This is a genomic window from Paenibacillus sp. PL2-23, from assembly GCF_040834005.1.
In the GTDB taxonomy this organism is placed as follows: Bacteria; Bacillota; Bacilli; order Paenibacillales; family Paenibacillaceae; genus Pristimantibacillus.
This window is the reverse complement of sequence record NZ_CP162129.1, coordinates 2921390-2941755: the sequence shown is the minus strand read 5'-3', so window position 1 is coordinate 2941755 and position 20366 is coordinate 2921390. Positions and strand designations below refer to the sequence as shown.

26 protein-coding genes and 1 pseudogene are annotated in these 20366 nt (G+C 41.2%); 1 reads left to right on the top strand and 26 read right to left on the bottom strand.

Translation table 11 applies throughout. The features are described from left to right. Positions 1-180 precede the first annotated feature (180 nt). The 23 genes and pseudogenes from AB1S56_RS12770 to AB1S56_RS12660 all read right to left on the bottom strand — a co-directional run bounded on the left by AB1S56_RS12770 (position 181) and on the right by AB1S56_RS12660 (position 15946). On the bottom strand, positions 181-627 hold the full coding sequence (locus AB1S56_RS12770) for an organic hydroperoxide resistance protein (protein ID WP_340871908.1): 447 nt from the start codon (positions 625-627) through the stop codon (positions 181-183). 87 nt (positions 628-714) lie between these two features. Next, a complete protein-coding gene (locus AB1S56_RS12765) occupies positions 715-1089 on the bottom strand; it encodes a DUF2500 family protein (protein WP_340871909.1) in 375 nt (124 codons plus the stop codon). Between the two features lie 557 nt (positions 1090-1646). Then, complete coding sequence (locus tag AB1S56_RS12760; RefSeq protein WP_340871910.1) at positions 1647-1955, bottom strand: hypothetical protein; 309 nt, start codon at positions 1953-1955, stop codon at positions 1647-1649. A 29-nt stretch (positions 1956-1984) separates the two neighbouring features. Then, positions 1985-2992 (bottom strand): phosphotransferase enzyme family protein, encoded by a 1008-nt coding sequence (locus AB1S56_RS12755; RefSeq protein ID WP_367903358.1) that lies wholly within the window; start codon positions 2990-2992, stop codon positions 1985-1987. After that, positions 2989-3450 (bottom strand): RidA family protein, encoded by a 462-nt coding sequence (locus tag AB1S56_RS12750; RefSeq protein ID WP_340871926.1) that lies wholly within the window; start codon positions 3448-3450, stop codon positions 2989-2991. The genes AB1S56_RS12755 and AB1S56_RS12750 overlap by 4 nt, the downstream gene beginning before the upstream one ends. Before the next feature lie 352 nt (positions 3451-3802). Beyond that, positions 3803-4213 carry a cupin domain-containing protein gene (locus AB1S56_RS12745; RefSeq protein ID WP_340871912.1) on the bottom strand — a complete coding sequence of 137 codons (411 nt, stop codon included), beginning with the start codon at positions 4211-4213 and terminating at the stop codon, positions 3803-3805. 5 nt (positions 4214-4218) lie between these two features. Next, positions 4219-4935, bottom strand: a complete 717-nt coding sequence (locus AB1S56_RS12740; RefSeq protein ID WP_340871916.1) for a class I SAM-dependent methyltransferase — start codon at positions 4933-4935, stop codon at positions 4219-4221. 49 nt (positions 4936-4984) lie between these two features. Further along, positions 4985-5146 (bottom strand): annotated as a pseudogene (locus AB1S56_RS12735) (N-acetyltransferase); the annotation flags it as partial. A 124-nt stretch (positions 5147-5270) separates the two neighbouring features. Beyond that, the gene (locus AB1S56_RS12730; protein ID WP_367903469.1) at positions 5271-5477 is read right to left on the bottom strand and encodes a DUF5348 domain-containing protein; all 207 of its coding nucleotides are present in this window, start codon (positions 5475-5477) and stop codon (positions 5271-5273) included. 17 nt (positions 5478-5494) lie between these two features. Beyond that, the gene (locus AB1S56_RS12725) at positions 5495-6295 is read right to left on the bottom strand and encodes an ExeA family protein (protein WP_367903357.1); all 801 of its coding nucleotides are present in this window, start codon (positions 6293-6295) and stop codon (positions 5495-5497) included. After that, positions 6288-7643, bottom strand: coding sequence for a DDE-type integrase/transposase/recombinase (locus tag AB1S56_RS12720; RefSeq protein ID WP_367903356.1), 1356 nt, complete (start codon positions 7641-7643; stop codon positions 6288-6290). Before AB1S56_RS12720 ends, AB1S56_RS12725 begins: the two co-directional genes overlap by 8 nt. A 46-nt stretch (positions 7644-7689) precedes the next feature. Beyond that, the gene (locus AB1S56_RS12715; RefSeq protein WP_340873551.1) at positions 7690-8112 is read right to left on the bottom strand and encodes a DUF6431 domain-containing protein; all 423 of its coding nucleotides are present in this window, start codon (positions 8110-8112) and stop codon (positions 7690-7692) included. Between the two features lie 254 nt (positions 8113-8366). Continuing rightward, positions 8367-8846 (bottom strand): GNAT family N-acetyltransferase, encoded by a 480-nt coding sequence (locus AB1S56_RS12710; protein WP_340873724.1) that lies wholly within the window; start codon positions 8844-8846, stop codon positions 8367-8369. A 238-nt stretch (positions 8847-9084) separates the two neighbouring features. Further along, positions 9085-9348, bottom strand: coding sequence for a hypothetical protein (locus tag AB1S56_RS12705; RefSeq protein ID WP_340873712.1), 264 nt, complete (start codon positions 9346-9348; stop codon positions 9085-9087). A gap of 47 nt (positions 9349-9395) precedes the next feature. Continuing rightward, positions 9396-9833, bottom strand: a complete 438-nt coding sequence (locus AB1S56_RS12700; RefSeq protein WP_340873714.1) for a GNAT family N-acetyltransferase — start codon at positions 9831-9833, stop codon at positions 9396-9398. A gap of 122 nt (positions 9834-9955) precedes the next feature. Further along, positions 9956-10300: a hypothetical protein gene (locus tag AB1S56_RS12695; protein ID WP_340873715.1), complete on the bottom strand. Its 345-nt coding sequence runs from the start codon at positions 10298-10300 to the stop codon at positions 9956-9958. 31 nt (positions 10301-10331) lie between these two features. After that, positions 10332-11156 (bottom strand): hypothetical protein, encoded by an 825-nt coding sequence (locus AB1S56_RS12690; protein ID WP_340873716.1) that lies wholly within the window; start codon positions 11154-11156, stop codon positions 10332-10334. A gap of 570 nt (positions 11157-11726) precedes the next feature. Then, entirely contained in the window at positions 11727-12374 is a 648-nt protein-coding gene (locus AB1S56_RS12685) for a DUF3885 domain-containing protein (protein ID WP_340873717.1), read from the bottom strand. After that, on the bottom strand, positions 12361-12888 hold the full coding sequence (locus AB1S56_RS12680; RefSeq protein ID WP_340873718.1) for a DUF6886 family protein: 528 nt from the start codon (positions 12886-12888) through the stop codon (positions 12361-12363). Before AB1S56_RS12680 ends, AB1S56_RS12685 begins: the two co-directional genes overlap by 14 nt. A gap of 70 nt (positions 12889-12958) precedes the next feature. After that, positions 12959-13711 carry a hypothetical protein gene (locus tag AB1S56_RS12675; protein WP_340873719.1) on the bottom strand — a complete coding sequence of 251 codons (753 nt, stop codon included), beginning with the start codon at positions 13709-13711 and terminating at the stop codon, positions 12959-12961. Between the two features lie 792 nt (positions 13712-14503). Then, positions 14504-14839, bottom strand: a complete 336-nt coding sequence (locus AB1S56_RS12670) for a DUF3024 domain-containing protein (RefSeq protein ID WP_340873720.1) — start codon at positions 14837-14839, stop codon at positions 14504-14506. A gap of 37 nt (positions 14840-14876) precedes the next feature. Then, positions 14877-15362: a hypothetical protein gene (locus AB1S56_RS12665; protein WP_340873721.1), complete on the bottom strand. Its 486-nt coding sequence runs from the start codon at positions 15360-15362 to the stop codon at positions 14877-14879. 92 nt (positions 15363-15454) lie between these two features. Continuing rightward, positions 15455-15946 carry a DUF2199 domain-containing protein gene (locus AB1S56_RS12660; protein WP_340873722.1) on the bottom strand — a complete coding sequence of 164 codons (492 nt, stop codon included), beginning with the start codon at positions 15944-15946 and terminating at the stop codon, positions 15455-15457. A 426-nt stretch (positions 15947-16372) separates the two neighbouring features. On the opposite strand from AB1S56_RS12660, the gene AB1S56_RS12655 reads away from it, so the two are divergent. Next, complete coding sequence (locus AB1S56_RS12655; RefSeq protein WP_340873812.1) at positions 16373-17710, top strand: IS1380 family transposase; 1338 nt, start codon at positions 16373-16375, stop codon at positions 17708-17710. Between the two features lie 538 nt (positions 17711-18248). Here the strand turns inward: AB1S56_RS12655 and AB1S56_RS12650 are convergent. The 3 genes from AB1S56_RS12650 to AB1S56_RS12640 all read right to left on the bottom strand — a co-directional run bounded on the left by AB1S56_RS12650 (position 18249) and on the right by AB1S56_RS12640 (position 20349). Beyond that, positions 18249-18821 carry a hypothetical protein gene (locus AB1S56_RS12650; protein WP_340873796.1) on the bottom strand — a complete coding sequence of 191 codons (573 nt, stop codon included), beginning with the start codon at positions 18819-18821 and terminating at the stop codon, positions 18249-18251. A gap of 183 nt (positions 18822-19004) precedes the next feature. Beyond that, positions 19005-19550 (bottom strand): hypothetical protein, encoded by a 546-nt coding sequence (locus AB1S56_RS12645; protein ID WP_340873797.1) that lies wholly within the window; start codon positions 19548-19550, stop codon positions 19005-19007. A 163-nt stretch (positions 19551-19713) separates the two neighbouring features. Then, the gene (locus AB1S56_RS12640; RefSeq protein ID WP_340873798.1) at positions 19714-20349 is read right to left on the bottom strand and encodes a hypothetical protein; all 636 of its coding nucleotides are present in this window, start codon (positions 20347-20349) and stop codon (positions 19714-19716) included. Positions 20350-20366 lie beyond the last annotated feature (17 nt).

Here is a 20366-nt window from a genome sequence, read left to right as displayed (position 1 = left end):
CACTTTCTTCTATAAAAATGACATTCACCTATTCCTGAATCATTATAACCGATTTTTCTTGTTTTTGGACAGGCTCTTGGGACAAGGATATAAGATTGCAGCATCACGCTCACCGGAAATGATTCATTCAAACAAATCAACCCGCGCGAGCCTCAAGCCCGGCGGGTTGTCGTCTTCCAATTATGTGGCTGCGCCAACGGCAGAGCCGATGCTGCTCACGGTTTCTACTTCAATATTGCCTTTGGTCGCTTTGGAGTAAGGACAGACCTGATGGGCCTGCTCCACAAGCTTGCTCGCGGTGGTCTGATCTACGCCCATAACCTTCACATTCAGCTTCACACCCAGCTTATATCCGCTGTCGCTCTCATCCTTCAGCAGTGATACATGAGCTGTTACCTCGGTACCCTGGACCGCCTCCAGCTTCTGACGGCCGATGATCAGCTGCAGGGCGCTGTCGAAGCAGGAGGCATAGCCAGCCGCGAACAGCTGCTCCGGATTCGTGCCCTCTCCATTGCCCCCAAGCGCATTGGGCCTAGCCAGCTTGAGATTAATTGCTTGGTCATCGGATACAACCTGTCCATCTCTCCCTCCCGTCACAGTGACGGAAGCCGTATAAAGCACGCTCATCTTGTTCTCTCCTTTCTTAGTGGAACAATGTAAGGATGCTTTCAACTTGGAAAAAATATTCATATGCCGATGAAGACCGTCGTGCCCTTATTGCACATAAGCTTTGTTCGCTGCTTGCTCATCTTGATGAAAAGCGATAAACATGGATGACCAATGCTGCCGCTGGAAGTGAAGGGTCCCCGCTTGTCCGATCTCAAGCCGCTCATAATGAACATCGGAATGAAGAGCAAACTCGACAAGCTCGCCGCGAATATCGAAGGTCGCATAATACAAGGTGGATGGAGGAATTCGGCGATTCTTAGGCGCTTTCTCCTTACGCTTTCCGACAACTCTGGCGCGGGCAACCTCGACCGCCAGCTTCTCCTCCCGTTTGCGAGCCTGGAAATCTCGAAATAACATCATAAGAAATAACGAAGATATGATAACAACCATGCATAACGCTGCGTACCGTTCAACTGTCATGTCGATCACATCCAAGCTGTTTGGTTAATGGATCTAACTTAGAGGCATATTTTAATATTGTACCACTGACTTACATTAAGTGGTAGATATAGAACGGTGACAATTTATTTAATTTCGAAAAAAATTCGCTTGTCCAGCCAGGTCAGCCAAACAAGCGAGCGTTAATCATTGAGAGGTCTGATTCATAATGTGAATGCTTCTCGGTATTCGCGATAGCCGAGTGACATGGATCGTCACCTGAAGTCCTTCGCGCAGCGAACGGACCACATGTTCATCCATTATTTTGTACCGCTTCATTTGATTGGATTCCTCAAGCGCAACACTTATGATTTGATTCTGTATATGTACGATTTTTCCATTCAGCACATCATACGACGTCGAACTATAGTCCAACAGGAGAACAACAATTAGCGCTGCAAACAGCAAGGTGAGAAGAAAGAAAATAAAATCGAATATGACAGGTCTCTCTGTTTGAAAGCCAATTATTATTTGCGTGAAGCAGATGATAAGTAGCAATGAGCTGCGAATCAGTAGTCCTCTAAGCTGCCTCTTCACATTTAATTCGATGGAGGACGCCTCCCCCTTGCTTTTGCCTTCCTATTCCTTATACCGATTCTCACCACGTAATATAGAACTACTGCCAATAGAAGTCCAATTCCGAAGGCATTAAGATCAGGCCAAGTTGCCACGGTGACTATTGTTACTTCCTCCTGCAAATGATCGACCGATGCATATTGGTTTATAATATCCGGAGTATAATGTTGAGTCTGGATAACTCCGGCCAATATCGTCGCCACTATTACCAATACACCAACAAGCGTTACAACCAAAAGGGCCTCTAATAGAACCTTTTTTTGCAGCTTCAATCCCGCAACCTCCTAACACACTTCAATGACTAGCCCTTACCTCTCCATGAAGAAATCAACCTATTGAACAGCTCCATTTCTCCATCAAAATATTCAGCTTCTGCCTCATCAGAACCGGCGATGTCCAGATCTCTGAAATAGTGAAGCGTTAGCCTCATCAGCCAAATTTGTCTCGCCGCGCACAAATAAGGAACCGCATCAAGATCCGCTTGACTTAATGTTCTGATGGACATATAGCCTGCTAGAAATCCATTCCAGATCGTATCATTCTGCTCTGACTGGGTTTTCATTTCAACTTCGCGTGCAAACTTGAACACAGCTAGATCATACGCTCTCCAACCATAGCCGCATATATCGAAATCGAAATGAGTAATGGTCTCCTCCGTCTTATGAGCATTTCCCCCATGCAAATCCCCATGACAGATTCCCCAGTCCAAACCATGCTGCACTTCTGTCAATTTCGCGGAGATCATGTTCCCAACTCGTTCGATAAAATGATAATCCTCCATGCGATGACTCATGTGCTGTTGAATAATACCTAGCGGTTCCTCGATCAAATAAGTTATGTCCAGAGCAGGTCGCGAGAGCTTCGTTTCATACATATCGCTTTTGTCGTGCAAGCTTGCTACTGATCTGCCATAGTGGTATGCCGATTCCTCGGTTTCAAACCTCAGCGGTTCACCTTCAGCGTAACTGAATAATAGACCATATCTGATGCCTTCAGGAGCTTGGAAGGTTTGAATATAGGTAGAGTTTAATGCTTGAATGGGATAGGACACGGCAACGCCATTCCTATACAAATGCTGGATAAGCTCCACTTCGAACGCAATCTCGGAGATATGGCTGCGCCACGGTGTACGATAGACGCGAAACACATATTTGGAGCCAGGCGTTTTGACTAGGAACGTGTCATTCATTCCTCGCATTAATAAACGACAATACATAATGGATGGAATGTCGTAATGCTCCTGAATAAACTGCTTGAGCGCTTCCTCGTTGAAGGTAGAATACATAACTGGAAAATTCACTTTTATCATTCCTTGGTTTCTATGGATACTTCAAATATTGAATCAACAATAATCGGAAGATTCTCTCGAACTGAAACAGCCCCAAACACTGATCTTGCATGTACTCCTTTGTTTTGGAACACATCAAACATTAATTCAGAAAATCCGTTTAGCACCTTATGATGCTCTTCAAAATCAGGTTCTGCATTCACAAATCCTTGGACTTTAACGACTCTTTTAATTCGATCCAGAGATCCTAGCCCATCTTTGAGGACGGCAAGAACCTCAATTCCCGTTTGTCTCGCAAATTCGTAACCTTGTTCAGTCGTAAATGTGCTGCCAAGTTTGCCTTTTGGATTCCCACTAGGGCCTTTACCAGACACAAACATCAGGCCATTTACAATCACAAAGTTGGAATAGCTGGCAGCAGGATTGCTCGCAGCAGGCAGCTTAATGCCAAGCGCTTCTAAACGTTGTTCAATTTCCATCATATTGGACGCCTTCTTTCACGATATAATTAAAACTTTCGTCTCTGATAAGGAAGACCGGCCCCATCCTCACAATAAGACTTTATGCTGTATAGGAACATCGCCCAATTATAATTACAATTTCGATAAAATGATGTGACCTCTCTCCAGTTTGCATGCTTGAAGGTAATATGGCTTTTTTGATTCTTTTGTTCAATTTCAAGAGATATAAGAGTATCAATCCACTGTGGATCCGAATCGATACATTGCCATACAATCCTGTGGTTAGGCGACAATAGAGGGTGAAGCCTTAACGATTTGCAGGTGTTCAATGCTCGGCAAACGGAATCCTCCTTTCGCAAATCATGGGTAATTAACGTTTATTCTCCTCAAACCATTGAACGATCTTGGGCATCATCACTTCAAATCCACCCGGCATGAAAATATTCAGGACACCAGCACGCTCGCTGCTTTTATTCATAAAGTCATGTATTATTGTTGCGGGAATCCGGATAAACGTACCTTTTGGAGCTTCAACAGTGTCTTCACCAACTAGGAAAGTCATAACTCCCTCTAACACATAAAACAACTCTACATTTTCTTCATGCGAATGCGGCCCAGGACCATCGCTATTCGCATCCAGCCACCATTCTGATACACAATATTCGTTATTGGTCTCCGACCCATCTGCAAAAAACACACTGGACATAGCACCCATATGGTATTGGCGGCCTGATCCAGGCGGAATAATTAAAACCTGGGACTTTTCATTGTGTGCACGCATGTCATTCACCTCGCCCTTTTAGCAATATAGGTTATACAATCTGTTGAAAGCTTTACAGGTTGTCCATTTCTGTCTATCTCATATTGCAATGGCTTCACTAATCGTTTTTTTATTTCCCATCCAGCATATTGTTGATCCAACAAATCAAACATTTTTGCAGTAGAGATATTGACCTCAAACATGGGATCCATATCTTGTCCATCCTCCAGGCTTACTTCCTTTATGCTGGACCCAATAACAATAGCAACAGAGCCACCTAATTTGGTTCCGGAGGCCATCTCAGAGAGCTTTTCTTGCAATGCGCGTTCCGAGCTAACATGTTCCAAGGCAGACACAGCTATAATGATGTCATACCTCTCTTGTTCAATCGGAAAATGCTCGATATCTGATAAGACTGATTCTATATAGTGTCCAACACCATATTTCCGACTATAATATTGCAATTTATCTATGGCAGACTCTAACAAATCCACACAAACGACCTTGCCACTTCTACTCTTCAAGGATTCAGCAATCGGAATACTATTCCTGCCGATCCCTGAACCTAAATCCAACACCTGCAAATTCTCTTGATCATTGTACTCCGCAACAAGATCAATTACAGTCTTTACTGGCTTATGCAGCCAAGAGCCTGGTTCGAATAAAGGGTAGTGATCATAACAGAAGTCATGATACTTTTTCTCTTCTGCTCGAATATTGGTTAATCTGTTGATGTTAATCACTCCGATTTTATATTTTAATGCTCATGAATTTCTGATTCTGATTCGCACTTTATCTGATCGGATGAATACTTCTGACCTTTATCCCCGAGATAATTTTGTTCAAACGATGCTTTACATCTTCCCATTCGTCTTGAATAATGCTGTATATTATGTAATCCAAATTATGATATTTTCTTCTAAGTACCCCTTCTTTAATAGCTCCTAGTCGTTCTGTTACTGCTGATCCATAATGTCCAGAAAATGATCACGTTAGTTGTCCAAGGTCTGATCGTAATCATGTCCATAGAGACTCAATGAATGGGAAAGCCGAGAGTATTACGGCTTTCCCATTTCTGCTAAACGAATCGAATGTGGTAAATGTCTTTGTTTCTTAAGTTAAATCGGGTTTCTCTCATGATCACGTACCAATAACGGTCAAGCTCGAGTCGACATGGGATGCCGCGATCCCCAATGCGAATTTCAAAACATTCACCGCAGTAAACAGGATAAGCGTTCTCTCCTAGCTGGACAAACCAACTATTTGCGTCCCGATCGTACGTCATCCGGTTCCAAGGCTCGTTCATGACAATTCACCCTGAATCACGTGCTTCACCATATGATCGTCAATGATGCGGCGCTTGATCTGGGCTCCGTAGATGAGGCAATGAGTGCTCAACTTGTTGATGAGTCTGGCCGATCCGCCCGAGAATCGGTAAACTTCATTTACCGCCTCATCCGAGAATATCTCATGATCGGTGCCGGCATATGCTAACTGACGCTTCAAATATTCGCCGACTTGGGAACGGTCGAAATAGGGCAGCTTGCACTGAAGGTCAATCCGCTGACGAATCGCTGCATAGGATTGGAGACGAAGCTTGTCCCATAGCTCGCTCTGCCCGACTAGAATCAGTGCCATAGGGCTTTGCGCATCCATCTTGCAGTTGAGCAGGAAGCGCACTTCCTCTAGCATCTCCCGATCAAGCAGATGGGCTTCATCTACGACGACAACCGGTTCCAGTCGATGGATGCCGCGCATGAGCTCCACTTCGCGATGTAGCTGACGCTTCGCATCGCCCCGGTAGAACTTCGACTCGCATCCGAGTTGTTCGAGCAGCCCTTTGTAGAAGTGGCGCGGCGTTAGCTTGGAGTCCGACAGGTACAGCAGCCTATACTTTGCGGCATCCAGCATGGCGGCAAAACGGCGGACGGTCGTCGTCTTGCCCGTCCCGCAGTCGCCGCTGATGACGGCGAATAATTGGCGCTCAGCAGCGTATTGCAACCGGTCCAGCATCTCTTCCATAGCACTCGCCGGATAAAGCTCTGTCACGGGAATATCCCGAGCAAATGGTGTACGGGTCATGTCGTAGAAGGATTCAAACATCCTTGCCAGCCTCCTTCCTCAGCATGCGGTAGGAGACGGCCGGCGTTTGGGTTTGTGCGCGCTCGTCATGCTTCCGCTCGGCACCTCGGAGCAAGCGGGATTCCGTTGCTGACTGCTTCTGCAAATGCTCTGGAAGGGCCGGCCGCTTGCCAGCCCTTTCTCCAATGATGAGCTCCCGTGCTTTCCAAGGCGTACATCCCTCGTATTCGATCGTCACTTCTGTGATATCTGCCGGGTCATAGACGACTTGAACCGTTTGCCCAATGAACAACAGCCCAACTTCATACTTCTTGCCTTGAAAGCTGATACAGCCGGCCTTATCCACTTTCCGCTGTTCCGCGTGGAGGAAGCTGGCCGCGAGGTGCTCGGAATTTACGAACTGAAGCGCTGCCGGATCGCTCCGAAACGCAGCTTCGGGTGTTTGTTTGTTCGCCAGCGCGGCATGGGGTTTATTCTGGTAGCACTCCGAAAGCCATACTTGGAACCAGTCGTTAAGCTCGGTGAGTGTCTTAACGTTCTCAAGCGCGACCTCGTCCAGAAAGCTCTGCACAGCGCCGTTTAGACGCTCAACCTTGCCTTTACTTTCCGGAGAGTAGGGCTTGGCAAAGAGCAAGCGAATACCGAGTTTCGCGCACGTCCGGTTCATCCAAGTCGTGCGGTATTGCTTGCCGTTGTCGAAGTACACGGCCTCTGGGACACCGTATTTCTCGATCGCTCTTCGGAAACTGTCCTCGACGATGGCTTGCTCCATCGACGCGTAGAAGGCTCCATGCAGCACATACCGCGTCGCGTCATCCACGAATAACACCAGATAGACTTGTTTCTTCGAACCGCCAGGACCAATGGGAAGGTACGGCCCATACTTGATGTCACTCTGCCATAAGCGATTGCGGGACTGCTTCTGAAAGCGCCGCGCGGCCGTACCGCCACCGGCATACATCCGCATCTGCCTTGAACTGTAACCGCGCCTGGTTAATCTCGCCTGCAGGGTGCTGCGTTTAATTATTCCAGGTGCGATCTTCTCCTCCCATTCGAGGATCTGGATAATTTGGCGCACACTCCGCTTCGGCACCTCCCGCCGAAGCAGGATCGCTTCTTCCAGCACCTCAGTTGGTATGGTGTCTGGCAGCGGCTTCCGGCCTTTGAGTTTCGGCTTGAGTCCGTCGAACCCATCCTTGCGATATTCGGCCAAGTACCGGCGCAGCGTCCTCTCTGATAAGCCGGACTGCGCACAAATGGCCGACTTTAACTGAGCCGCCTTCGCCGCATCCAGACCGGATGCTAGGAGCGGCGACAGCAGTTGAAAGCGTTCCGCCGCAACCTCGTCCGATTTCTTTTGTCTGTTCATCCTCATGCCTCCATTTACTAGGGTTAGCATGAGTCTAAAACAAGCTTCAGCGGACAGACAGGCAGAACGGGTCTGTAACCCAAAGATTTAAATTGGCGATGGGGCGGACAGTTCTTCCTAGCCATCCGGCTGCGTCACCGACATACCGTCCTAAAGCGTGGAGTGCGGACTGTGGAGCAACGGACGCTTGTTCCACAGGAAGCTGAAACCGGGTACTAATGGCGTGTAGAGCTGCTGCTGCATACACCGCCCAAACCTGAAACCAGGCCAGCCATCTAGAAATGGTGGATTCGTCTGCGGCTACTACCGAAGCATCTGGTTCTGCCCATACACCTTCGATGCTTTCAGCGTCATAACGCTTGTAGGGGACAAGCAGATCCGGCAGTTCATGATGAATTCTCGCGCATGGCCTACAATACAACCTCCGAATGATGAGCTTCGCCCGTTCTCCGCTGCTTCTGTACCACACCCGCCTCCGGCTGCCCGCGACCTCTAACCGGCCTCCGCAGCAAGGGCAGGGAACCAGTTCCGCACTCCTAACAAAAAACGCCGGATGCAGACTCCTTCTCAACCAGCGTGAAATCTGATACAATGACCATATTCTTGAGGTGACGCTTCCGGTTATGCTGCTACCAACAGCATGACGATTACGGGAGCGTTTCTTCTTTCTTTAGACTGATAGTATGGTCACTATATCGGTCTAAATTCGGACATTTATGAACGTCAACTTCCGGCTATTAACGGACGACAGAAACATCGTTCAATTCCTTTTTGAGATCGGAAGTTATCAGTAGTTGTGATGATCTCAACTCGATTGACTTGAAGGGTTTCAAAAGCATATTTTAACATCAAATATTTTGCTTCTGTGTTTACCCTTGTTCTCCAGACTATTGGGTTGTACCAGGTTGATCCTATATTCAAATTGTTATTTCCTTCAGATATCCTAAGGTAACGTGTAGAACCAATAAATTGATTTCGTTCCTTATCAAATACAGCGAATGGAAACTGTTCATTTCGTTTGAGTCCTTCTAACGCATTTCGTACAAAGCTGAGCATTTGATCATAGGACTTAATGCTAATAGGATAATGTTCCCATATTTCTGGCTCCTGCGCTACCTCGAACAAGTAATCCACATGCTCGAGTTGTAACGGAACTAACTTCACTCTTTTTCCTTCAAGCTCAGTGAAAGAGAACATCATCATCAAATCCTTTTATCACATCTTGTTTTATTTGGAGTGTAAATTGGTATTAATCATCTTTAAATGGTTCACACCTTGTTTTTCCTTGAATCATTTTTTGAGACTATGTAACCTGTATATCCAGCCATAAAACTTGGAGCAAGACTCACTAACAGGTACCCCCAATTCGAAGTAATTAAAGATACGATAAGAAATATGAGTGGGATTCCTATCATAACTAGCAGTGAAATTAATTGAGGTTCTAGTCATCAACAAAAGCATCTCCTTTTTCGTATGGACAATTGACCTTAGACTGCATATGCAGCTTCTTTTCATTTTCTTTCCAAAGCTTAACTTGAAACGCTGATGCGATGAGAGTTGTAATAATAACTAGATCAATGGAAAAAATCTTATAATAATACAGAATTAGACCCATCGAAAAGACCAGCATCATTGTAGTAAATAAAGGTAATACAAAACCTCGTATTTTCTGCTTACTCCAGGAGTTGAATTGTTTTTCATTCATGTTTAATCTCACCTTTATCGATTTCATAACAATGGCTCACACCGGATTCAGAAGGATGTGTTAATGTGATTTGCACCTTGTGGTGCTCTTCTCATAAATCGTTCCACATCTCTTTCGAATCCTAATTGTTCATAAAGACCATGTGCATCCAATGTCCCTAAGAGTCCTGTCATCCATTGATACTTATCAGAATGTATTATAGTTTCCACCAGCTTTTTACCAATTCCCTGTCCTTGATAAGCATCTAATACAAATACATCACACAAATAATACATTGTTGCCTCATCTGAGACTACTCGAGCAAAACCTATTTGTTTGTCATTATGATAAACACCAAAACAATGAGACTTTGCAATCGACTTTAATATTCGATTATGTGGTCGCTTATTCGCCCAATAGCTCTGACCCAAGTATTCTAGAATCATTAGTTTATTAAGCTTCTCTTTATCATCAGTTATCAAATACTCTTTATATGTAACCTCCATGAAAATGCCTCCAATCGTGGCTGCTAAATTCAGTAAATCACTTAATTGCTTGGAGTAACAAACTGAAAAAGTCCAATCACAACTAACATACATACTAGCCTTTAATGAACGTAATTGTATTCTCACTTCTTTGTATGATTGTCCTTATCCTCAGTTTCGTTGATATAATTCTTAAGTTCTTCTTCAATTTCATTATTGATTTTCAATTCCAATTCTGGATCTTTTCTGGACATCTCAAATTCTTTTTCACTATTCTTCATATCCATTTCCATTTTCTCTTCTTCATTCAATAATCCAAGCTTGTTTTTAATTTCCTTAATATCTTCATGTATCTGTTTAGTTCTATGATAGGTGCTTAGCGTATATCCAAATAAGATAATAAGTAAAATGCATACTCCGTACGGTCCTAATATATAAAAAGAAACGACTAAAACAATTATAGCTATTAGCATTCCAGCGATGGCCATATGTTCTTCCTTTCTTGTGTTGATTTTTGAATCACAGATCCCTTTTAAGAATAGTAGCTTCCTCTTCAAATCCATCCGTCATTAATTCATGATAGATAATTTCCTTCAAATCATATTCATCCCAAAGAACATAATTTAGCTGCAAATCCCGGATTAGAGCGAGTTTACTCTCAATACTACTTGTACTTAAAAAGACAGAGATCTCATCCATATCATATCTGGCTTCCTTTGTAATTTTGTAAGAAGAATGATGACTTTGGCCGGATGTGTAACTAACCACTCCTAAACCATCTTGAGTTTGTAGTACTACCTCTTCACATCTACGTTGTTGAAGCTTCAATAAATATTGATATACATCAGGAATAGCTTCAATATCAAAATGTTGTTGAATAATCTGAAAATAGGGTTCCAGCTTTTTTGATCTTTCATACAGGTCCCTTTCATTCTTCTTTAAGAAATGATTGAATTGCTCCTCACTCGTACAATGTTTAAAATAGTCCATAAAACTCGGATCGCCTGTTGCGATCCATAAGCCTAATAGCTCTCTAATATTTCGAGACAATATAGTTACCGGTTTATCAAAATCCATCGGTGAAACACAAACAACATACGCGTCATCTAAAGTTTTGCACGTACTAAAATCAGTCAAGAAACCAAGATGAATGCCATTACCACCTGTCCATCCAAACGGAATAACATCTAAGGGAGTATTGAAGTATCGTCCATCGCCAAAATGAATAGTTGCCCCGAGCAAGCTATCATATTTGTGTAATGTTGAAAATTCAATATCTAATTCTGAAATTAAAATTAATTCCTCTGGTACAACATATCTTCCTAACGTTTTATTTAGCATCATTAATTAACCCTTTCGTTGCTAAAGTCTTATTCCTCTCGTTTTAATCGCTTTATTACTCTCCAGTAGATCACAGATATTATTAAACTAAATATAATAGACAATTCAAAAAGGAAAATTGAAATGAACAAATAGTAGAAATTCAGTTTTTTGTTCAACCACAAATCTAAGATGATACCAAGTACAATTAATATAAGAGTCAGCCAAATCAAAATACGTACGTCATGTTTGTTCTTTAAAAATCCGGTATTATTGCTTTCTTCATTTTTAAAAAGTGTAAAGACTATTGCAAAGATAAGAATTCTTATCCAATCAACCTCTACATGATTAATGTTAATTTCTTGAAATTTAATAATGGAATATGAGAAATCAACCATAATAAAAAGAAGTGCAAAGATCATAAGTCTATCGAAAAAATAATAAAGTTTCATATTCATGATTCCTTTCCTTAGCATACAATTACACTTGCAACTCCTTATACATATAAATTAATTTGAGCTGCTCATTTACTTCTACTTCTTTGTATGTCGCATATCCGAATTTCTTATAGAGTTCTAAATTCTTTATTGTATTCTATGACATACCAACAAAACTCTTATCGATTTGTTCTCTATCATAATTTAGTATCCACTGATTGAAGTCTCGGTATAAGTAAAATATGGATTCTTTATCTGGCGATACTACATCGAGACCGCGATTGTCGTAAATATGATACACAATATTGCTTATGCTCTCTATAAAGTAGACACGACCACTGATGTACATACGTGCTTCGTTATAGAATCCACCAAGAACGCCCAATAAAGATCTATAATTAATATCTGCTAATGTACATAAAACTCCATAACTCTTTGTGTATCCTATTAATTCATTCGTATCTTCATCAAGTACTTCTTCTACTTTGAATTCCTCTACGTCGCTGATTAAGCTTTTATCAAGAAATGTAGAGAAAAAGTCAACTTCTCCCTCTATGTATGCATCGAGAGGCTCAACTGGATCAAATAAAACATAAATAACATAGATTGGACTGTTCGATTTGAAAATAGCACTAAATATAGCAAGTGCCCTCTCTTGAACGATCTTAAAATATGACTCATCATCTAACCAACTAAAGGGCAATCCTAATTCAAAGCGAATACCAAATTTGGCGTTATAAAAAAGAGGAGGCTCGAACTCAATGTTGCTCATACAATCATCAATATATTTTTTAACTGATATCATGGAGTGCACCCACTCTGTCAAAATGATATATGCCAAAATCCTTAATTGTTGATTTCAAGAGCTCATTTCTTAAAGTGTTTAATTCAGGTGTAAAGCGCACTTCAATATTCATTGCAATTAATCTTTCAATTCCATTTTTGATGAGTGTCAACCGGCTTGGCTTTACTTCTTCATATGAAATATAATAGCCGGCTCTTTCATCAAATATTGAAAATGTGTCACTTGGTAATTCATATCTATATAATGTGGTATTCATTATGGAGTTGTACCAGTTTGCTTCTAAGGTGATAACAATTTCAGCATTTGTCGTACCAAAGAACTTTTTATAATCTTGTTCATCTATATCGTCATGTTTGGTATATACGATTCGTGGGCAGCTTCGCGGGAGAAAAAAAGTAAATTGATGTTCTTCATCAATAGCCCAAACAACTGGAGGCATATTTCTTCTGTTATCTTTAACCCTCGGCTTGAAAATGGATATATCATCTTCCTCGCTAAAATGATATAACTTCATATTGCTCCCCCATTTAAATTGATCTTTGCAATAGCGCATAACGAACCGTATTTCCATAAGCAATTGGATTTTATTTTCGCTGGTGCTTCATTGAATAGACTCTTAATGACTTCAATATGACCTCTTCACTGATCCCGCTTTTATTACTTATTCGATTAGCCCATTCCTCCATGTTAACAAGTTGAATTTCCTCTTCCCTACTGGTTTCAAAGCTCGTAAAGCTTCTATAGTTATCAAATTCCCAGTGAGCAACTTGTTGATCTAGAAATAATCTTTTTTCTAACAGTGGGGTACTTAACTTTCTTTGTGTTTTCTCCCCTGCTGCTAGTAACTCATTATCAGATATTGGAGTCAGATCAAACCTTTGATTGCTTTTCTTCCCATTCGGTCTTTTGTATGTGACAACAAGATGATTTGCCTGAACCTTCAGCTTAATATGGGCACCTGGAAAGAAACCCGGTAAATAATCTTCATTATATTCATTATGATTCCGGTCTATCAGAATAGGTTCAATCCATTGATCCCCGAGGTCGCATAAATACTTACTTCCTTCTTCATTCATAACGACCACGGCCACATGCGAATGTGGTGTAAATATAGCATAGCAATTTAGATTGTTTTTTCTAACCTCATCAATCAACCAAATGGCTAGATCAAAGCAATTGCCTGATGTTCCATACTTGTCTCGATGCAACTTCATCAGGTCTACTGTTCGTTGCTTGCTATCTGAGGCAATTTGGCTATACCAAGCTTTGGTTATGGTTTCCATTGGGAAGTCATTGAACTTCCTCCAAATTTGAAGAATATCCTGAGTCGCCCGCAATGTCTTCCCCCCCATAATGAAGTCCTATTCATTTTTGATCTGCTAACAAAACTCATTCATTTTCATTCTTGAAGTTCAAATAAATCTCGTATAGTCTTTTATTGGAATTATCAATTTTTCTATAAAATAAATAAAGCACTTTTCCTTAAGGCGCTAATAGGATAGGACCTGGACCGAATGGCCCGTTTTGTGGAGATTGGGGTTATCCATTTAGAGTTTAGACGAAGAAGAGCCCACCTTCGGCGCTGAACCATAGGGTGGGTTTTTAATTTCTCATGTTGTTAGAGTTGATGTATGCTAATAGTGCAAGGATAAACGATCCAAACATCCATGCCCACACAAGTTTCAATTGTTCTTCCCTATTATACCATCATATACCACGAAGTTGAAGAACAATTGTTCGATAAAAATCTTCGATATCGTGTGCCTGTACCGTTATAATTACTCCTGTTTTTCCATAACCTTCACTGCCTTAACCAGGAACGGGAGTGTCCGCAACGCGGTCTATTACTTCTTCCTTTTCACTACATATGCGTTATTTGCTTTTTCAAATCCTATTTTTGGGTAGTATTCAACTGCAACTGGTGACGACAGAAGCACTAGAGAGCATTCATCTCCAATTTTCCTCGGCGACATCTATTGCTTTTTGCATTTTGTCATCTAAGTAAATAATCATCGTTTGACTCCTTTAGCTGTTAAGTTAATGCCGATGTGTCCGACGGGTTCCGCTTCCTTGCCAATATCATATATCCGCACTGAGGGCGAATGCCCGATAAGTGAATATAATGTTATTTACATCCACATGTATCCATATTCTTTTTTATCAATCGATTTTAACTGTTTTTCAAAATCTTCTATCGGTTTTATATTTTCAACAAAATGCCACTTATCTTTACTGTCTTTCCAGTATACACTCCATTTATTATCTATATATCTGAACTGTGCGATCGGGAGTTCCACTCTTTGTCCTGGTCTATATGAGGGTCTTTCTTGTGTGAGTGTAATTGTGTTACCTCGGAACTTATACAATATTTTAATTTCCATTTTGAGATGATCAGGGATCTTTTCCTCTATGTAGTTATTTAATATCTTTTCAAGTCTCTTCTTAGAAAATGTATCAAACGCCACATTAACCACTCCTTTGTGTTTTATTTTGTTCTCGGTTTCAACGGGAGACGTGTAGAAGACTTAGCCTCGCAGGGTTGTCCGGCTGCTTCTTCTTCCTGTAAATACTGCTTTTTAAAAAACTCATTTCAGGCGCTAAATCTAACCAGACTACTGTTGTGCCTATAAGTTCATAATTATAAGGAGTTCCTAATTGACTTGAATCTACTCCGACTCGACTCCAAATTACTTCATTATCAGTTTTTGTTACTTCGGCAACAATTATGGTACATATACATATTAAATCACTGTCATCTGGACACATCAATATAGGTAAAATATCTTTCTCTTGCTCAGAATGAAAACGACTCAATAATAATTCTGTCTCTTCCTTAAAACTAATCCATTCTGTTATTGTCGGTAACGATCCGCTCTTTATCTTCCGCCTTAAGGGTCCAAAGAATAGGGCCACGACTGCGGATTGGTGGACGGATATGTCCGGCTGAATATACTTTCCAGCTGCTGATATGCCTCCTCGAATCCACATCTAACTTCTTCCGGAACGTGGGCCGTATGCCCCGATGCGTGAACATGGTGTTATAAGATGTCGGCGTCTTCTTCGAAATATCTTCAGTCTCATCAAGCTTCATGCATTAATAAATGATTGATTTCAACTACCCTTTCAATCGTTATTCCATTCCTTTGTTCAAGTGATAAAGGATGATCGGATTCCTCTAAAATTATTAATGGGCAATTCCCTACTTCTCTTGTCTGTATCATGCATTTCAAGTTTATTGTCTCAGGGTAGATGGGTAACATGCTTGAAAACCAACCAAAATAACCCGGCTCTTGACTTCGCTGATCTGAATTCCAAAGTTCAATTGTCGTTTCAAAATTCTCTTTACTTATTGAAGACCACACACTCCAAATAAATACTTCATCTGAACCTATGATTGGAATTCCTAGATGGCCTCTAATAAAATAATCCCTCGATTCAATAACACACAAATCATCATTAAGTTCACTTTCCTTTTGATCTTCTTCATTTAAAACAAGATAGTGGTAAGGCGCTTTTGCACCAAAACAGTACGAAATATCAGTCAATTCTTCGTTGCAATGAGGACATCTCATTATTTAATCACCTGTTATTGAGGATTATTTATTTTTTGTGCATTTCGCCTATTTCTTATAACGTTTCGAATGTTCACAACGCTCGACGAAGATCACCAACATGAATTGACAACCATATTGTACTGTGATAAATATTAATATTTCTTATTCATTCATAAGTAATATATATATCGGCGCCATAATTGGATAGCTAATAACTAAACTGATTATCATAAGAATTATTATGTCAAGTAAGGTATTAGTTATTCTCTTGATTAGTTTATGGTGTCTGTTAAGAATAAAATATATTAAACTAGAGACTAATAAGAACCTGAATCCGTGATACAAAGTTTATAAAAACCGAGATATTTAAAGGAAAATGCATCTCTGAAGTCGAAAATTAAAGATAATCGCTTATTATCTACTTTCACCAACGAGGTGCTGAATATGAAGATCCAATTCACCCAATCTAAGGAAATCCTCTTAACAACGCATGCAGGCTTGGCTGCGGTCGGTGCGCTGCTTTCCCATACACAGTTGTCTCAGCGTCTTAATCGCTCAGCCGTTAAAGGAATGGAGAATCCGATCCACGGGAACGGCGAAGTCATGAAAAGCTATCTTGGTCTGCTCTGCCAAGGTAAAAGCGATTTCGACCACATCGAGCCTTTTCGCAAAGATACGGTGTTTCAAACATGCCTGGGTATTCGCAAAGTGCCTTCAAGCCCTACGCTCCGTCAGCGACTGGATGCCGCTGCACAAACAATAGATGCCAATTGGAATGACATTCTGTTGCAGGAATCTGCCGACCTCATCCGAAACCTCAATGCCCCGGTAACTGGACTTGACGCAGGCGAGCATACGGTCATACCGCTGGACATTGACGTTTCGCCGTTCGATAACTCCGGCACGAAAAAAGAAGGTGTCTCCCTCACGTACAAAGGAACATTTGGATATGCCCCCATCTTTGCCTATTTGGGCCGAGAAGGGTATGGCGTAAATCTTCAATTGCGTGAAGGTAGTACACACAGCCAGAAAGATGGTGCTGATTTCCTTCGGGAAACGATTCATTACGCTCGTCGCATTACAAGTGATCGTCTACTCGTCCGTATGGATTCTGCTCACGATAGTCTTGAAAACTTGCAAGTTTGCCACGCGGAGAAAGATGTTGACTACATCATTAAAGTCAATCTTCGCGGCGCTTCCAAAGAAAGCTGGCTGCGAGTAGCCGAAGACAAAGGGATATCTTGTGAGCAACGCCCTGGGAAGACCACCTACATCGGCGCGATTACATTTCCACAGAAAGACTTCGATTGTAACCTGCGTCAAGTGTTCCAAGTCATCGTGCGTACGATCGATCGGGATGGGCAGGTGCTCATGTTTCCAGATGTGGAAGTGAACGTTTACTGGACATCTCTGACTTGCTCGCCATGGCGTGTCATTGAGCTTTATCGCGATCATGGCACAAGCGAGCAATTTCATAGTGAGCTTAAGACCGATCTAGATTTGGAGCGATTGCCGGCAGGCAAGTTCGATACGAATGAGCTAGTCCTGCACGCTGGCGTATTCGCCTATAACCTGCTTCGCATCATGGGACAAGAAAGCTTACGTCAAGATGATGCACCGATTCGTGGAGGCGTCGGGCGCCGTCGTATCCGAACTGTCATTCAGAACATCATCTACATCGCAGCTAGAGTCAGCCGCCATGCCCGACAAACGTCCTTCAATTTCGGCCGTTACAGTCCATGGTTCCAAACCGTTCGTCGAATCTACCAGGCATTTGCCTGATTATTGTGAATGAAACGCAAGCACAGCCACCAGTCGCCTCCCCCCTGTAAAAAAGGAGGTTTATTTCGCATGCCTTGCTTCCTGTGAAAAGCGCTTCTTGTTTGAATCCGAAGATGGGAATGTTGTAAGATACACAATCTTCTACGCCTGTTTTCCAAAATACGGACTGCCTAGGAGGTAGGGGACCTAAGCTGTCACGGATTCAGGAAGAAAATTGTTAGTAACATTATTCCAATTTGCTTGTCAAGTTTATTTGGAACAACAAATCCATCTCTATAACGGTGTTCATATTCACCAAAATAAAGAAATGTACTTATATACAACACAATTCCAAACATTATTGATAATATGAAATAACGATAGAAAAACTTCATAACTCACCTTTCAGTCATTTGATTTATTTCAGATAACGTTCCGTACATTCACGACGCCCGGCAAATGCCGGGTGTGTCCACAGCAACCACTTCTTCGAAGCCGCTTCTGGGATCGAGGGCGTAGCCCAATGCGTGAATATGGTGTTAGCCGATGCCGCTCACGCTCAAATCATCTTACATTTAACTATAAATACTTCATGTCCTTTTTTAATAACAGTTTCCTCATTACCATTTTTATCAATTCTTTGCGCCTTATCTCCGTCTATTACTATTCGTCCTATAGAACTTTCGTATCCCTTAACTATCTTTACATTTGGATACACATCATAATAACTTGTGGAAGTTTGTTCATTATTCATTTTAAGTGTTGTATGGGTAATCGAATTTTCGGAGTCTTGTCGAAACGACAATGCCCACGTTTGCTCGTCTGCGTCAATAGTTCTTGAAAACAAATATAATCTAGTTTCTTTCTTTTTCACATCGGTATAGCCTTGTAATTTCAGAATTTTTCCTTGATATTTGCCATCAATATAATGATCAAGCCAAAACTCAACTGACTCTTGTTCCCCATTACTTGTTAATTTAAAGATCATTGGTGTATTTGTTCCTGTTGCACTTATTATTGAATATTCAGAGTCTGACTGGTTTAATAAGGTGCTTGTAATTGACGGTATCTCATTATCGGATGCACAAGACGCTAATAACATAACAATAGTTAATAGGAATATGTACTTCATATACCCTCCTCGCGTTCGAATAGTTTCGCCTAACGTTTCGTACCTTCACGACGCCCGGCGATGCCAGTTGTGTCCACAGCAACCGCTTCTTTGATACCGATTTGGGGATCGAGGGCTGAAGGCCCTATGCGCGAATATGGTGTTAGATGATGTATACGCCTGCTTTGAATCAACGAATTAATTCTACAAAGTTCTAATGTAGTATTTCCTATATTCTTTAGAACTTTTTAGATCATCCCACATTTCATTTATAGTATTTGCTGGATCACCATAAGTCCGTTTTAAGTATTGCTTTACATCATCCATGTTATCGCCATCGAATAAAAAACTACTTAAGCAAAAATAGTCAGGAGCATACAATGGCAATCCAAAAATCTTTGAAAACTCCAAACTTATTTTTATTATTTTTTCCTGTATTATTTGTTCTGATAAAAATGTCCTCCACCTAATAGCTGAGCTAAGTTCACATAAGTGATTACCAATATAAAGTACTATTCCCCCTGGACCAGCTATACTTACGAAACCCTCATCTTCAAACTCTTTCTCAATGGATCTATGTCGAACATTATCCTGTGGCCATTCCCAATTTTCAATTAATACATCATCAAGTGAGTTCGCTGCATTAAAGAGATATTGAAAATTTGATTTATCATTTAGTATCAAGGGTAACGATTGAAGCATTGCTTTATTAATACTATAGTCAAATAATGCAGTAAAATTGACACCCATTCACACGATCTCTCCTTAGCGTATATTTCATCTAACGTTCTTGTATTCACGACGTCCGACGAAGTCGGATGTGTCCGGCTGATTCACTTCCCCGAAGTATCATCTGACGGACCGAGGGGCGAATGCCCCGATGCGTGAAAACTGTGTTAGGCGAAGTCGTATGTTAGCCAGTTCTATGGCTAATATAAAAATTAATTGCTTCTCTAGAGAACTTAATATATTCTTGAAAAGCCTCTTTTACTTTCTTTATGCCAACTAATGATCTTTCATATTCTGAATTAAACTCTTCTGTTCTTAGAAATGACTTATACATTATGTAATCACCAATTTGTGTGCCAAATAGAAAATATTCTTGATTACCTTCAATAACGGTCTGTTCTTTAAGATTTTCTAAAGCCTCTTTTAACTCATTGTGTCTATTATCATTAGGCTTTGGAAAATGAAATGACCGATCTCGTACATCTCTCATTCTCTGAAGAATATCTTCGTCCTCATTACCTATAAATAATTTCATAATTGTTTCATATTCTTGTTTAACATGAGAAGGTAGGATATTAATAAATTCTTCTATTTCCTTTTCTTCTCGTGTCTTATATAAATACCATATCGCTTCTCTTAAAGTAGAACACATAAATCTAAATTGAGGTGACATATCCTCCACAATGAATTGTATCTGCTTTCTTCTCAATAAACTTAAGGCTTGTTCTTCAATATACTTTAATTGATTATGAATAATCGATAATCCAACTATCCATCTAGAGAGCATGTCCTCAGATGGAAATAAGTCCTTTATTTTCATTTATTGTCTCCATTCTT